The following is a 15012-nucleotide window of genomic DNA, read 5'->3' on the forward strand; positions in this document are numbered from 1 at the left end:
AGCTAATATACTACCGGAGTAAGGCCTTACATAAAAATGAACTGCAAATTATCCACTCATATTAAACTTCTACCTTTGATGGTATTTATTCTGTGCTCCATGACTTTACCTGCTCTTGCGCAAGAAAACTGCGTAAAAGAACTAAAAGCAGACATCGCTGATATTTCCGGAGTGCAACGTATTGTAAGCGAAAACGACAATTTTTTAGCAATTTTAGACACTTCAGATAGAACGGAAGTTATTAAACTCGTCTCACGTATTGCAGCGATTCATAGACAAACGTCCCCTTCAGGCTGCTCTTTTTCACAATACCCTGTTGCTATCGTAAACAGTAAACTCGTTCAGATTAAATCCAAAACTACCGGCAGCCTAACTAACGCAAACTTTATTAAGCTTTTGTATAAGTATGTCTATGCTCTAAACCCGGTCCAAGTAGAAGAAAACTTGCAAGGGTATGCAAAACTTGTAGAACTGGCTCCTCAAAATAGCTACTATGCAGCCCGCTTAGATCACTATAAAGAACGCATTAAGCTTCAAAAAAACAGAAACGAGTTCGTCAGCAGATGCCTGAAAGAAGCAGCAAAAGATGCGAACATTGTAGACCTTAAAATTAAGAAAGACATTTATCTTTTCATACTTAAAGATAGCGCCCCAGAGAAAACAACCACTGAATTTCTGAACAGAGTTGCGAAGCTCACCCCGAAACCCCAAAAAGCTTTTTGCCTATTTTTCTACGACCCTGAGCTTAACCGCTTAGGCGAATCATGCCCGTCTACATACCAAAAAACTCTAGGCAATGCCGAAAGTTCTCTTTTAATGAGCCATGTTCAATCAATACCGAGCTACAAAATAGATCAGAATATTAACGGCTACAAGGCGTTGAAAAAGCTTAATCCATCTTCCACTCTGTATACTACCAAGCTCAGGACATACGAAGCCAAGCGTAACGGGTTAAAGCAGTTTTTAAATGTTAAGACTTCAACTGGATCAAACTTATTCACTAAAAGCAACGTTAAAGGATCAACCCTCTACGTAACCGTTAATAGTGATGCTCTAAACAACAATTCCAAGAAGTCTTTAAACTCATTCTACGGAATGCTCAGCAGTTACTATTCACACTCAGGCAGTCCATATTTAAAATGCATGATAAAAGACTCAGCAGGTTCAACTCTGGGCAAAATTCAATGTAACAAGAAAGGGCAGTGTAGCTTTCAATAGTAGTTTTCATTGCAATTACATTTACAATTGAACACAAAAAAGCCTCTATTTAATAATAAAGAGAGGCTTTTTTGTGTTCATCTATTTGCTAATTACATGCTTACAAAGAAATAAACTGTTCCTACAAGAACCAAACTTGCGGAGCGCAAAGCCTGATTATAAATAATTAGCTTCAACGCCATTCTTCCTCTAAAAATACCTGCGTAATAAGGAAGCTGGTGCCGCAAAGCACGCATAGGAGTAGATAAAATATTCCCAATCATAAGAGCTAAAACAATATCACGTGGTGCGAGAGTTCCATCCCCTAAAAGAGAACCGGCTGCTGCAAGCCCAGCTGTAAATTCTGCCGCTAAACTAAAAGCTACAATCCCGAAAATCTCCGGATTCAACCACGATAGGAAACTTAAATTCTCGCTTAAATATTCTTGAAATGAAGCAAGATACCCATAGTAACGCAGAAAAAAGAACACTGTGTAGATAGGAACCGTAATGAAAACCACACGGGGCAATCTTTTGCGTAATCTCTTAAACGCTTTTGAAACTATTTCGGCTATGTTTTTGGGCTCATGGCTTGCCAGTTTAGCTGAAATACTACCACAGCATCCGTCTGAAGGAAGCCAAAAACGGCCCCATAAAACAATCAATACTGTTCGTATACAAGCAGCCAGCAAAGTCAGCCCGACATAAACAAAAGCTACACTTCCGATAAAAGGAGCCGCTATAAAAAAGACCGTAGGCATATGGAGAAAATAAGTGGGTAAACTGTTAAAAAGGTTGGATACCACTAACTCTTTATCAGATATTTCACCCTTTTCATAAGCTTCGGAAAGCATGGAGTTTGCGGCAACTCCCGAAAAAAAAGCCAACGCAAAGCTGGCCCCACTTATATCTTTCAGCCGCCCCATCCGTATTAAAGGAGTAGCGACCTTCCCCATAGCCCGCGTCCAGCGAAGCCCTTCAAGAATATTACCGATTAAAAGACCTAGGCTAATGAACAGAACCAGCCGTATCAACGGCCAGCCAAGTCCATTCCACAAAACATCCGGTGAAAAAGACAAATAAACCTACTTTGTTATCCAGACATCAGAGCTTAAAATCTTAAACTCGGAATGTTCTGCTGAAATGATATTCCGTGCGACAAGTTCTTTTACAGCAGCCTCAAAATCGCCTTCTTGTGCATTCCACTTTTCTATACAAGTTTGCTTTGTAACAGGATCAGACGTAGCAGTACAATTCTCGGATTTATCTATCTTTCCACCCTCAAGACTCTCAACCATAAGGAAAAGAGAAACTGCTTCTACAGAAAGCCCAAGATCAAAAACTGCAAGTGCCATAACGTACTCCGTGTTTTATAAATTAAGTTCTTTAGAACTAACTAAACCCTTTCTTTATCTTTTAGCAAAGTTTTAAACATCTTTAATTCTTCCACATCCATATTGGTAAAATTCTTTTCAGCAGGAAATGATCCGTCGAGAACCTCTGCGCAATATGAGTTTACCGCTCCAATGCAATCGCCTCTAAGCTGTGCAAACTTTTTAACAAACTTAGGCACAAAACGGTCAAAAAGACCCAAAATATCATGGTAAACCAAGACTTGACCGTCAGTGTCAGGGCCAGCGCCAATGCCAATTGTAGGAATTGTCACACGTTCAGTAATTTCCTTGGCAACCTCAGAAGGAATAGCTTCGAGCACAATAGAGAAACAGCCTGCCTCTTCAAGTGCGATGGCCTCTTCAACCAAAGCAGAAGCAGATCTGGCTGTCTTACCCTGTCCCTTAAACCCACCAAACCGTGCAACATGTTGAGGGGTTAGCCCAATATGTCCCTGCACAGGCACACCGGAATCAACTATAGCTCTAACATGCTCAAGAAAAGGGAAACCACCCTCAAGCTTTACTGCACGCGCACCAGTTTTGCTTAAAAATTTTCCAGCATTGGCAACTGCCATAGATACAGATGGCTGATAAGACATAAAAGGCATATCGCCGATGATCAAAGCTCTTGAAGCTCCTCTGGAGACTGCGGCAGTGTGGTGCAACATATCATCCATGGTAACAGACAAGGTGTCTTCGTACCCAAGGACAACCATCCCCAGTGAATCTCCTACAAGAATAATATCGACATCAGCAGCGTCAGCAATCTGCCCTGAGGAATAATCATAAGCTGTAATCGAAGTTATTTTGCGCTGCCCCTTTAGGTCTCTAATGGCGGGAGCTGTCATTTTTTTCATACCGAAACCTCATATATCATTTAATGAATCCAATGGGGATAATATCGCGTAAACAAGTCGAACTTAAAAGAAGCGGAATCAATTTGAGCAAGTGGAGGGAGAATCGTCAAGTTAAATGGGAAAAAGTGCAAAAAAAAAGAGACCCGGATTACCCGAGTCTCTTTTAAAATACAAAGCTTAAAGCCAAATTAGACTTCTTGCATTACCCACACAACTCGCCCAACAACAAGCTTATCCTGATCCTGCACGGGAATGAATAATTCAGGGTGCTGTGGATCTTCAGGACGCAAAATAAAGCGAGAATTCTCAGGGTCAAAAAAGACTCTGCGAATAACTACACCCTGATGAGGAACATGTACTGCGTACATATCGCCCGCCATCAAGCGTCTTTGAGTCTCATCAATACCCGCGAAAGCATTCCTTCGAATAGCAGGTTCCATAGATGAACCTTCTACTTTAAGAACAACCATTGAAGGTCGATAGAACGTTTCAGGGATATTCAGCTCGCCAACCTGCTGAGCTTCCCATTTTTCAGCACCGGAATCTTCTCCAGCCATAGAGGAAACAGGAACGACCCTTCCTCTGGACTGGACCTGTCCGTACTGCGCTGTTGTTTCGCTGAGAATGTTGTCAGCAGATATTTTACCTTTACCCGGTTTTAAATAAACGGGTTCAATGCCGTCAGAAAGCCACTCAGGATTCAGTCCGTGCGTTCTGTATAATTTAATATACCATTCAGCCGGAATAGAGCTGCGTCTTTTTGCATCAGAAATACTGGATTGTCTGATATTCAAAATTTCCGCCAACTGCACCTGAGTTCTTGTGCCGGTCGCCTTTTTAATTCTTTCTAAAGTCTCATCAAACCATTTAGACATGTATATGCCCTCCTAAGGGTCAGGCGGTTTTAAAGCCACCTGTAACTCCCACACAAAATAAGCGGGAAGCTTGAATAACTTATTGTAAAACACTCAATTTTATAAAAAAATAAATGTATAAAGAATACCTTGGAGTCAATCCTTATGCCATTTTATTATAAATTAAAAACAACAAGAAACGATATATTACTACGTTAAGAAAAATTTCACGAAGTTTATTTAAACTAATAGAGACTTTAATACACCTAAAACTATCCTAAATGCAACTCATGCGAATTATTTTAGTTTTAAGACCTAACAGCGAATACTTGCTGTATAAATAGAGAGGAACCTTATACATTCACTATATCAACAAGGGAAAAGTATAGAAATATTTATTCATCAACATGCAAAACTTATTGAAACTGCATCAATATACATTTCAATATATAAATTTTCATGTTCTTGTGTAAAAAAAACCTGTTCGTTTTCAGGTAATGAAATAAAACTTATTTAAATAAATGCTACAACTCTTCAAAGCGTTTAATGCAACTTCCTTCAGGACATACGCTAAAATCTTTTGCTTTTCTATAGAAAAGCACGAATAAAATTGATAACACCAAAAGGTAATATTGTTCCATAAAATCGAACATTATTCATCTCTAAAAGGCAGGATAAAAAAGAAATTATTTCCACGACTATCAGCCTCGTATCCTGCCTTGCCCCCATGAAGTTCCACAACCTGTCTCACAAAGAACAAACCGTGCCCGGACCCATATTCACCACCTGTGTCCTTGCTTCGGAATCCAGGATGAAAAAGCTGAGTTCTATCTTCTTCTAACAAAGGGGGCCCGGAAGTAAATACATTCAATTTTAGGCCGTCCCAACCATTTTCAAAATATTTTTCGATGTGCTCCCAGCCATACGCTAAAAACTTATCATGCCTTCCATCCTCTGAAAATATTTCCCGTGTATATTTAACTGCATTTGAAAAAAGGTTAGCATAAACTTGTGAAATAAGACCAACATCAGCGACGACTCTTACTTCCTGATCCGGAACCCCTCCCATACTGGTATCTACACGGATTCCGCGCTCCTCAAATCTAGAACGATATCGTTCCAGCTGAGGTTCAATAATTTTCTTAAGAAGATTGCATGGCCTCTTTTCAACAATATACCTCCCTTCTTCAAAGTGACGACGTCTGAGCAACGTCTCTAAAAATAAGCTTGTCTGCTCATAGTGGCTATGAATTTCATTGAACTGCGAAACCAAACCGGAATATAATGTATCAAGTTCAGACTTTACCTCGCTTGCGGATTTTTGATCTATTTCACTGCCGAGCTTGTGAATGCTTTCTATTCTGTCCCGAAGTCTATTGTAAAAGAGTTTAAAATACATATTTGGGACTATTACGTTATGTCCGACATCTTTCACCAGACTCCGTACGAATTCGAGGTGCTCCTGCCCCTTACGGCGCAAAAGTTTACTATGTAGCTGAAAACCTAGACGATTTACAAACTTCTCAAAGAATAGCGATTGGTGCGCAGACAATTCTTTTAATTTATATATTTCAAAACAGCCTATGACATCTCCAGGGGGCTTGAAAGAAAGTTGCCCGATAAGTTCATGGTTACCGCGTATAGGGATGAAAAGATGCTCTGCGCGAAACTCTTTCTCAAGCGGCACAGCGCTACACACAGGAGACTCCTTTTCAGTCCCGCCGACTGAAACAAACTCATTCTCGGCAATGGCCAGATATAATCGACTATCAACACCAAAAAGGACTTTAGGGACGGCAGTACAAACAGCAAAAAATTCTTCAAGACTGTCAAACTCTTGCGCTAAATCAAAAAAAATCATTAATGCACGCTTTTCTGTAGGCGAAAAATCATAATCCTTAAAGTCATCCATCTTTTCATGAATTCTTCGCTGTATTACCAACAGCTCTGCCGAACCAACTTCAGAGATCTGATGGACGCCATCACCCTTTACATCGTGGGTTTTAAGCGAATAAACTTCCGCACTTTTTTTGATATCATTCATAATAGAGTCCTGCATATCTAATAATATAACTCATTTGACTATACGTCCCTCAGGAAAAAGGAGCAAGCCAAACTGTTATTTTTTTTATGAGATACTATCTGCGTATTTACGACAGAAAGTTTTTATGCGAAAGTTCGCCATCCTGCTCAACATGGAAACAAAATGCCAGAAATTATACTGATTCAAATCTCCGGTGAAGATAAACCCGGCCTGACCTCGTCTCTGACGGAAGTTCTGGCTGGATATAATATTGATATCCTCGATATCGGCCAGTCCGTAATCCACAACCAGCTTGTACTCGGGGTACTCATAAGACTCCCCCCCGAAGCGGAATCTGCCCCCGTGCTCAAAGACCTTATGTTCAAAGGTTATGAACTGGGTGTTAATGTAAAATTTAAGCCCATCCAAGGCGATAAATATGAAGAATGGGTAGACGCACAAGGTAAGCCCAGACATATCATTACACTTGTCGGCAATAAGATAACAGGCCGCCTGATATCAAAAGTATCTGACATAATAGCAGAGAACGGCCTAAACATAGACATTATACATCGTCTGTCAGGCAGAATCCCTATGAACGGCGAGCCGGCGCCAAGACACGCATGTGTCGAATTTTCAGCACGCGGCACACCTCGTGATCTAGATTTAGTACGCTCAAAATTTCTAAGCATGGCAACCGAAGAACAGGTTGACGTTGCTTTGCAGGAAGACAACGCTTTCCGCAGAAACAGAAGACTTGTCGCGTTTGACATGGACTCGACCCTTATTCAGGCCGAAGTTATCGATGAATTAGCAAAAGCAGCTGGTTCAGGCGAAATTGTAAGTAAAATTACTGAAGAAGCCATGCGCGGAGAGATTGATTTTCAGGAAAGTCTGCGCCAGAGACTCGCAACCCTGAAAGGACTAGATGAGTCAGTGATGAAAGATATTGCTAAAAATCTGCCTATCACTGAAGGAGCAGAACGCCTCATCTCCAACCTCAAAAAGTTCGGATACAAAACCGCTATTCTTTCAGGCGGATTTACCTACTTCGGGAAAGAACTCCAGAAACTACTCGGAGTTGACTACGTCTACGCGAACGAACTTGAAATTATTGATGGCAAACTTACAGGGAATGTCATTGGTGATATCGTTGACGGTGCGAAAAAAGCTGAGCTTCTGCGCGAAATAGCGGCAAAAGAAAAAATCAGTCTCCAGCAAGTAATTGCAGTTGGTGATGGAGCAAACGATTTGCCCATGCTCTCCATCGCAGGCCTAGGCATCGCTTTCCATGCTAAACCAAAAGTAAAGCAGGATGCCCGCCAGTCTATATCACATTTCGGATTGGATTCTATCCTCTACTTGGTAGGCCTTCGCGACCGCGAGACTGACTAGCTCAAAATTTAAGACTTAAGGCTCAAGCCCACTTGACAGCAACCGCAACAAAACCTAACTTCGAAACATGTCGAACTCAAATATCGAATTTTCAACTGAACTTGTGTCCACGATGGCTCAAAAATTCAAAGCTCTGTCCAATCCGCACAGACTGCGCATGTTTCTTACGCTTGCCAGTTGTATGGGCACTGGATGTGTTCACGAATCTGATGCTGAACAATTCGAAAATTGCCAGCGAGATTTTGCTAAAAAACTAGAGTTGGCACCTTCCACGGTATCCCATCATTTCAAAGAACTGCGCAATTGCGGCCTTGTCCACATGGAACGGCAAGGAAAGAAAGTTCTATTCTGGGTAGACGCAGAAAGTGTAAAAGAAATCAGGTCTTTACTCGGCGGATAGTCCGCAAAGCTCAATAGGCGTTTCTTGTATAAACAGTTTCAAATTTATGCGAGTATACGCTTAGTGAATTCGAAACTTTTCAAAGTCTAAACAAAGGATACATTATGAACGTAGTTACCATACTGGGGAGTCCCAGAAAAAAAGGAAGCAGCTCTACACTGGCAAAACAGTTCAACGAAACAGCTATAGCAAAAGGGGCCACGGTAAAAACATACAACCTTAACACTATGGACTTTCGAGGCTGCCAGGGATGCATGGTCTGCAAAACGAAGCAAGATGAATGCGTGCTGAAAGATGACCTAACCCAAGTTCTGAAAGATATACATGAAGCGGATGTTCTGGTTGTATCGTCCCCCATATATTACCATTCCATAACGGCGCAGATGAAAACATTTTGGGACCGCACATACTCATTTCTAAATCCGGATTTCTTCAACCGGACTGACCCAAGCCGCTTGCCGGCCGGTAAAAAGTCGTTACTAATCCTTACCCAAGCGGCACCTGAAAGCTCGCATTCCAAAGTAGCCGAAGAATATAATTACTTTTTAAATTTTTACGGATTTAAAGAGAACGAAACCATCCGCGCTTGCGGCTTAGAAGGTCACAATGATGCAGATGTCATTGCGGCAAATTTCTCTCAAATTGAAAAAGTAGCTGAAAAATTTATTAAATAAAAACCAACTCTACTTCCCGAAAATTAATGCCCTAACTATCCTTACGAGTCGCTTTAAGCTGACCACATGCGGCTTTAATATCCTGTCCCATGGATCTGCGGATAGTTGCGGTTATATCCTTATCCCACAAATATTTTTCGAAGGCCAACACCTGCGCGGGGTCCGGAGCTTCATACAAAAGATCTTCACCGGGATTATACGCTATAAGGTTAACCTTACATTTCCTATGCCCGAGTAAACGTACGAGCTGCTTGGCGTGATCAATAGAATCGTTCACTCCGCCAAGGAGCAGGTATTCATACGTCACGCGCTCGCGAGGCTTCAGAGGATAGCGGTCCATTGCGGAGAGTAAATCCTGCAGGTCCGTTTGTGCGGCTTTAGGCATAATCTTTTCGCGCAGCTCTTGATTCGGAGCATGAAGAGAAATAGCCGGAAGCGTCAACTCAGACGCGCCAAGAACCTCAAGCTGTTTAACAAACCCTACCGATGAAACGGTAATCCGGCGTGGTACAAAACTCAGCCCGTCAGTATTATTCAAAGTCTGTAAAGATTTTATAAGAACATCAAGGTTCAGCAAAGGTTCGCCCATACCCATAAACACGAGATTCTTTAGCGGGTTAAGGCCCTTTTCCTGCAAGTAAGCCCTGCCTACAAGCACCTGACCAAGAATTTCCGACATGGTCATATTGCGTTCAAACCCCATAAGTCCTGTACTACAAAAGGTACAAGCCATGGCGCAACCGACCTGAGTGGAAAGACACTGAGTGTAACGCCCTTCCATAGGTATAAGAACTGTCTCAACAAGCGCACCATCAGCAAGGCGCAGCAAAAGTTTTATAGTTCCGTCCTTACTGGTCTGAACTACATCGACATCAGGATGTTTCAAAAAGGCTTTACTCTTAAGACTTTCACGGAGCCCTTTAGCAATATTGCTCATGCCGTCGATGTCGCTGACACCTTTCTGCCAGAGCCACTGCCAAATCTGCTTAACCCTGAATTTAGGGCCTTTCAGTTCCTTAGAAATAAACGCTTCAAGCTCATCATAATCGAGATCTAGTAAATCAATCATATTGTATTATCGTATTCTATAATTTTATTGTTTTTGAATAAAGCGAACGACATAAACCTTTTCCGGCGTCCACTTAACAGAAAGCATGGTCATTTCGTCAATCACAATCATCTTTTTGATCATTGGGGGGAGGGATTCAAATTCCCGCCTAAAAGTAATATAATCATGCGAACTGAGTAACAGCACTCCGCCCGTAAATTCAGTCTCTTTAAAATATTTATATGCCGGATAATTTTCTGCATCAGAGTGCTCTTTTTCAAAAAGAGCAGCAGCATTCTTCGGAGTCGCAAGAGCCTGCAAAAGCTCTACGGGGTGAGCACTTGAGCCAAGCGAGTACATACAACCTTGACCCTTATCAAGCTTTTTCAGATAGTAAACAACGTCAGGGAAAGTCTTAATAAAGAAAGGTCTGTGTAATATCAAAGTGTTCCCATCAGCAATTTCTGCAAGCCCGTCAGTAAGAGCCTGCCCCATGACGGGCATAGGCTTGTTATCCTCAAGCGATACGTATGAAGGGAGCGTCCCGTAATAAAACGGTAGAACCGCTACAATGGCTATAGCTCCCCCTAATATATGGAAAGCTGGGCGTTCTGTCTGCTTTATGCTGACCACAAGTAACACCGCAAAGAAACAACCAAGCACCAGGAAAAAGGGAATCATGGTATCCATATACTGCGCAACAGGAACCCCATCCGCAAGATTGACGGAAACCTTCATAGCTTTAAACGATCTGTAAGCGAGCATGGCTCCCATCGAGCAAAGCCAGATGAAACCCATTTCAAAAAACGTCTTATATGTCTTGTCGCGCTTGGCATTCACAAGCCAGTCACAAACTAAAATTGATAAAATAGGCAGAATCGGCAACATGTACCGATTAGACTTTAGCTTGAACAGCAGAGTGAAAACTAAAAGATAAACGAGAAAGACACTGATCATAAACACATATCTTTCGTCGTACTTCTCCTTAATACTCTTCCAAAGTCCGTACGCTGCCCCGAACACATAACCACCCCACGGGAAGAAAATAACCGTCAGCGTATCAAGGTAAGGGTCAAGATGTCCCAGCTTATCAAGCAATTTAGAGCTTGTGGTTGAAGTGTTGTGGAAAAACTGACCGACTAACCCTTGTGAATAATCAAATCCACTTCCGAGCCAAGCACCATATAACCATAGCCCGAAAGGTACACACCCTGCTAAAAACCAGAGCATAAGAATATTGCGATCATTCCACTTGGATTTGATGAGGCCGCCGACATTCATAGACGAAAGAAAAGAAGCAGGCTGACCAGCATCGTGCCGCTTACGAACATTATCCCTGATACCAACAGCAAGAACATATCCTGCGAGTGGCAAAAAGGCGAAAGGCCCTTTTGCGAGAACTCCTAGCGCAGTGACAACTGCGCCCCCTATGGAAACAACTTTACGCTTATCGCCAAGATATCTGAGCAGGTAACAATAGGTCGCCCATGTAACACAGCAGGCAAAGACAACATCGACCTTCATCATCACAGACATGAACTTAAAAAGCACTGAGCTTTGAAGCATTACCGCTGCAAGCAGCCCCGTAGTAGCTCCAAATAGCCTTCTACCTGTAAGAGCTGTACCAAGCACGATTAGCACAGAACAGATCACAGTAGGTATCCGCAAAATGAAGAGAGTATTCGCACCAAAACCACCAAGTGAAGCAAGCCATGCAAACGGATACATCACCCAGTAAGTGAGGGGCGGCTTCTCCATTCTAGGCATGCCATCAAACATGGGTGAAAGTATATTTCCATTGGCTATCATTTCATAAACGGCGCGCGCATATTTAGGTTCATCAATGTCATAAAAATAATTGAGACATATGCCGTAAAACGAGACCGCGAAAGAAAAACAGAGTAATAAGCCTAAAAGAATCTTCCAATTATTCTGACTGAAAGCATCAGATTCCGGCTTCATTTCATAATTCATTTATATCTTCCTGAATTGATTTTTTGATAAAGTACCGCTCGAAAGCAAAAGCACTCCCTAATTGATATAAGCTCTATCAAAGTTTTAATAGCAAGTCGAAAGGCACAGCACTGGATTAATTCAGCATGATAGGTTACTTAAGATTACGAACACTACCTTACATAAAAAGAGGCCGACATGCGTTTCCAGTATATATTACGATTATTCTATTTTATCACTATATTAATTGCCTTTAATGCCGTTGCAGCGACAGCCTCGCCACACATTTTTATTGGAGATTTTAATGACAATTCAGGCCAACCGGCATCTGAATTTAAAGAATTTCTCAGCATAGCTCTAACTAAAGCAGGTTTCTTATGCTGTAACAGCTCTGCAGCAAATCAGGATGCTCGCTACAGCCTCTCGGGATTAGTAGAAAAAAAGAAAAAAGGAACATCTTATTCAGCCTTACTGACAGACAATTATTCGCTTGAGCCTGACGTTTTTTTTAATGGCAAGCAAATAGGTGGGTCCAACGCATCTCCAGCTGCATCTAAACTATCAAAATCAATAGAGAAACTTCTCGCTAATCAGGATATTACTTCCATTGAAGTTATTGGAGATTCCAGATTAACGCCCAATGCAGTAATGGCGCTAGCTCAAGTAAAACCAGGTGAAACAGCATCTCCCCAAAAAATTATTGCAGGAAGAATCATTCTCGAGAATTGCGGATTGTTCGAAGAAGTACAACTGTACCTAACTCCCGGAACGGAAGGACGGGCACTCAAAATAATCGTTAAAGAAAGGGTGATGGTAATAGCTAATAGCATCCCTGGCCCCGGTAAAGCTATGCTGGATAATATTCTCGGGCCTCCAGTTCATTATCTACCCCAATTCCCTATTAGCCCGAATCTGTCTAGGCCGTTCTTAGGCAACAGTACGAGTAACAGTACAGGCAACGCGACTACAGTTAATATGGACCAACTTGCTCACGAAGCAGAAAAAGCCCTCGCCAAATTAGAAATAAATGATTCTCAATATGAACCCGAGGATCTCGAAAATTTAATTGCTGTAGCTTCAGCTATTAAAGACAACCTTTATTCCTATGATGATTCATGTCGTAGCATGTGTATCATTCTCTTAAAGCTTTGCTCGGTTCTCGATTCAAAAACAATGAGAAATCTAACCTATCATTTGCAAAATGAAATGAATCAGGCTTCAGGCGCGGAATCCATGGAAAAGACTCTTGCCCAAATTGAATTTTTTAATCACGCATACAAAGCAGCGGCGGAAACACAAACAATTCTGACTTCCAGACTATATGCAGAAACGCCCCACTCTCCCATAATACCGTGGATTCTGTTTTCTTTAGGCGAGCAAGCCCTTAAAGCAGAAGATATTAAGCGTTCAGCCCCCTTACTAAAGGCTGCAACATCTGTTTCATCGCTGCCCGTTTCTCCTGAAATGCTACTACTCACTGCGCAAGCACAATACAGCAACCTCGATCACAAATCAGGGGATTCAGCTTCCGCCCTTCTCAGGCCGCTGCTTGCAGAGCCTACCCTTAATCAGAATGTGCAAAAGAGAATTAAAAGGATGAGCCACTGGGCCGACCTGTGCGAAATAGCTACAGCTATCACTGATAAAGACGGATTTGAACAGCAATTGAAAAAAGGTGATGCACTGATTCTTCTGGATAGACCAGATTTGGCTGAGCCTCTATTTCACAGGCTTCACGAGGAATACCCTGATGACGCACGTCCATTCACAGGTTTTGGACGATTAGCTTTTCAACGAACCGGCAACCTATATTCTGCGCGCCCTTACATAGAAAGAGGATCTAAGCTTCCGCACCGTGACCGCTTTTTCTATGAGCTTGCTCTTGCATACACATTAAAGAGAATCACAGGAGAAGCTCTGCCTACTATAAACATAGAAGGCAGGGACTCAGAAGAAGCTTCCGCCACCAGATTTTTGCTACCGAAAGCTTTCGCGTATGCAGATAGCTACAAGCAGTTCAACAAATCACAGGCATTACTTATTAGTGCAGGCATAGAAGTTCTGGATGATTGGCTTTCATATACTGCAATGAAAAGCGCAGATGCATGCGAGATCATGTTCACTCAGACCGCATCTCTATTAGACGAAAATCCAGATTCACAGGTAATCCGTTCAGCGAACTATTTCTTTTCAACATTTTCAAAAGACAGAGATTCCGCTAGAAAACTTTTAGCTATGCCACTCAATAATAAGATGGGGCTCGAACCAAGGCTTTTGCAGCTGAATCTCCTTATTAAAGAAATGCATGCAATGCCCACACAAGAGCTGGCAAATGCGACAGAATCTGCCGTTATTGCCATAGCAACCGACGCTGAAAACAGAAGCAAGGTTGTAGCACTCCAAGCAGATGCCTTGGCCATTGTCGGTCTTTATAGAAAATCAAAAGACAATCTTTTGAAGGCAAAATCTCTTTATGATCTAGCGATAGATCTCAGTAATGGGCAGAAAAAAGGAAGGATTCTAAATAATCAGGCTTGTGTATACTTAGCTTTAGGCAAAAAGAGTGAAGCGGATGATCTTTACGATGAAGCTCTCGATAATTCACCGCATTTCCCGCAAGCCGTTGTTTTAGGAAATACAGTCTCATCCTTTCCTCAAAAAGAATTAGAGCTGGAACTATCAAATTACATTGAAAAAACTACTTCAGAAGAATTGAAAATGGCGGCTCAAAGTATTATTGGAATAAGTGACTCATCCAACTCAACGGAGGGAGAACTAATAAATTCAGGATTGCTGCATGTACTTCTCGAAGAAGTTCCCCACACAGACGCGGACTACAACAATATCGAAGGGCTGCAATTAAACTTCTCATACGAAAGTAACCCATGGCTACTTCCAGCTAAGACGTTAATTAACTAACACTATATGCTTAAAGGCGATTACTCAAATTCCAGTGTAAAATCCAACTCTTCGGCCATCAGCTTAAGAGGCTCAACCCCTCCCGTGATTCGCATAATTTCCATTAGCGTTTCAGCTCCGAGTTTTGCTTTCGGGTCGTCTGGGTTAACTTCGCGTAGCAAAGTCTTAGCACTTTTGCCCACTTTCTCTGCCAGAACCTCTACAGGAACCGGACCGTTAACAACAAGATCTTGTATTGCTCTTTCAATCTTTTCAGACATTTCAATAAAACCTCTTTCTCAATTGTAATTCAAATCAC

13 protein-coding genes are annotated in these 15012 nt (G+C 41.9%); 5 read left to right on the forward strand and 8 right to left on the reverse strand.

Going from position 1 to position 15012, the window contains the following annotated elements:
* Positions 1-36: 36 nt before the first annotated feature.
* The gene (locus tag BR06_RS0106775; protein WP_051676950.1) at positions 37-1218 is read left to right on the forward strand and encodes a hypothetical protein; all 1182 of its coding nucleotides are present in this window, start codon (positions 37-39) and stop codon (positions 1216-1218) included.
* A 92-nt stretch (positions 1219-1310) separates the two neighbouring features.
* Here the strand turns inward: BR06_RS0106775 and BR06_RS0106780 are convergent, their stop codons facing one another.
* From BR06_RS0106780 to BR06_RS0106805, 5 genes are all read right to left on the reverse strand, one after another.
* A complete protein-coding gene (locus BR06_RS0106780) occupies positions 1311-2276 on the reverse strand; it encodes a membrane protein (RefSeq protein ID WP_031481580.1) in 966 nt (321 codons plus the stop codon).
* Positions 2277-2282: 6 nt separating this feature from the next.
* A complete protein-coding gene (locus BR06_RS0106785) occupies positions 2283-2552 on the reverse strand; it encodes a hypothetical protein (RefSeq protein WP_031481582.1) in 270 nt (89 codons plus the stop codon).
* Positions 2553-2593: 41 nt separating this feature from the next.
* Positions 2594-3448: a 3-methyl-2-oxobutanoate hydroxymethyltransferase gene (gene panB, locus BR06_RS0106790; protein ID WP_031481584.1), complete on the reverse strand. Its 855-nt coding sequence runs from the start codon at positions 3446-3448 to the stop codon at positions 2594-2596.
* 188 nt (positions 3449-3636) lie between these two features.
* Positions 3637-4323 (reverse strand): LexA family transcriptional regulator, encoded by a 687-nt coding sequence (locus BR06_RS0106795; protein ID WP_031481586.1) that lies wholly within the window; start codon positions 4321-4323, stop codon positions 3637-3639.
* Between the two features lie 631 nt (positions 4324-4954).
* Complete coding sequence (locus BR06_RS0106805) at positions 4955-6346, reverse strand: sensor histidine kinase (protein WP_031481588.1); 1392 nt, start codon at positions 6344-6346, stop codon at positions 4955-4957.
* Positions 6347-6508: 162 nt separating this feature from the next.
* Between BR06_RS0106805 and serB the strand changes: the two genes are divergently transcribed.
* The 3 genes from serB to BR06_RS0106820 all read left to right on the forward strand — a co-directional run bounded on the left by serB (position 6509) and on the right by BR06_RS0106820 (position 8794).
* Complete coding sequence (gene serB, locus BR06_RS0106810; protein ID WP_031481589.1) at positions 6509-7720, forward strand: phosphoserine phosphatase SerB; 1212 nt, start codon at positions 6509-6511, stop codon at positions 7718-7720.
* Between the two features lie 67 nt (positions 7721-7787).
* The gene (locus tag BR06_RS0106815) at positions 7788-8120 is read left to right on the forward strand and encodes an ArsR/SmtB family transcription factor (protein WP_031481590.1); all 333 of its coding nucleotides are present in this window, start codon (positions 7788-7790) and stop codon (positions 8118-8120) included.
* Between the two features lie 104 nt (positions 8121-8224).
* On the forward strand, positions 8225-8794 hold the full coding sequence (locus BR06_RS0106820; RefSeq protein ID WP_031481592.1) for a flavodoxin family protein: 570 nt from the start codon (positions 8225-8227) through the stop codon (positions 8792-8794).
* A gap of 31 nt (positions 8795-8825) precedes the next feature.
* Here BR06_RS0106820 and rlmN read toward each other — a convergent pair whose 3' ends face one another.
* Positions 8826-9863, reverse strand: a complete 1038-nt coding sequence (gene rlmN, locus BR06_RS0106825; RefSeq protein WP_031481594.1) for a 23S rRNA (adenine(2503)-C(2))-methyltransferase RlmN — start codon at positions 9861-9863, stop codon at positions 8826-8828.
* 24 nt (positions 9864-9887) lie between these two features.
* On the reverse strand, positions 9888-11816 hold the full coding sequence (locus BR06_RS0106830; protein WP_031481600.1) for an ArnT family glycosyltransferase: 1929 nt from the start codon (positions 11814-11816) through the stop codon (positions 9888-9890).
* A gap of 177 nt (positions 11817-11993) precedes the next feature.
* Here BR06_RS0106830 and BR06_RS0106835 point away from each other — a divergent pair, with 177 nt between their 5' ends.
* Entirely contained in the window at positions 11994-14714 is a 2721-nt protein-coding gene (locus BR06_RS0106835) for a BamA/TamA family outer membrane protein (protein ID WP_031481602.1), read from the forward strand.
* Positions 14715-14734: 20 nt separating this feature from the next.
* Here BR06_RS0106835 and BR06_RS0106840 read toward each other — a convergent pair whose 3' ends face one another.
* Entirely contained in the window at positions 14735-14974 is a 240-nt protein-coding gene (locus BR06_RS0106840; protein WP_031481604.1) for a phage regulatory CII family protein, read from the reverse strand.
* Positions 14975-15012: the final 38 nt, after the last annotated feature.

It is taken from the genome of Maridesulfovibrio frigidus DSM 17176 (genome assembly GCF_000711735.1).
Lineage (GTDB): Bacteria > Desulfobacterota > Desulfovibrionia > Desulfovibrionales > Desulfovibrionaceae > Maridesulfovibrio > Maridesulfovibrio frigidus.

Bases quoted from the DNA above. Each gene is read 5' to 3' on its own strand.
- rlmN (WP_031481594.1), bottom strand. From the start codon at position 9,863: ATGATTGATTTACTAGATCTCGATTATGATGAGCTTGAAGCGTTTATT.
- BR06_RS0106785 (WP_031481582.1), bottom strand. From the start codon at position 2,552: ATGGCACTTGCAGTTTTTGATCTTGGGCTTTCTGTAGAAGCAGTTTCT.
- BR06_RS0106840 (WP_031481604.1), bottom strand. From the start codon at position 14,974: ATGTCTGAAAAGATTGAAAGAGCAATACAAGATCTTGTTGTTAACGGT.
- BR06_RS0106795 (WP_031481586.1), bottom strand. From the start codon at position 4,323: ATGTCTAAATGGTTTGATGAGACTTTAGAAAGAATTAAAAAGGCGACC.
- panB (WP_031481584.1), bottom strand. From the start codon at position 3,448: ATGAAAAAAATGACAGCTCCCGCCATTAGAGACCTAAAGGGGCAGCGC.
- BR06_RS0106815 (WP_031481590.1), top strand. From the start codon at position 7,788: ATGTCGAACTCAAATATCGAATTTTCAACTGAACTTGTGTCCACGATG.
- BR06_RS0106775 (WP_051676950.1), top strand. From the start codon at position 37: ATGAACTGCAAATTATCCACTCATATTAAACTTCTACCTTTGATGGTA.
- BR06_RS0106805 (WP_031481588.1), bottom strand. From the start codon at position 6,346: ATGAATGATATCAAAAAAAGTGCGGAAGTTTATTCGCTTAAAACCCAC.
- BR06_RS0106820 (WP_031481592.1), top strand. From the start codon at position 8,225: ATGAACGTAGTTACCATACTGGGGAGTCCCAGAAAAAAAGGAAGCAGC.
- serB (WP_031481589.1), top strand. From the start codon at position 6,509: ATGCCAGAAATTATACTGATTCAAATCTCCGGTGAAGATAAACCCGGC.
- BR06_RS0106830 (WP_031481600.1), bottom strand. From the start codon at position 11,816: ATGAATTATGAAATGAAGCCGGAATCTGATGCTTTCAGTCAGAATAAT.
- BR06_RS0106835 (WP_031481602.1), top strand. From the start codon at position 11,994: ATGCGTTTCCAGTATATATTACGATTATTCTATTTTATCACTATATTA.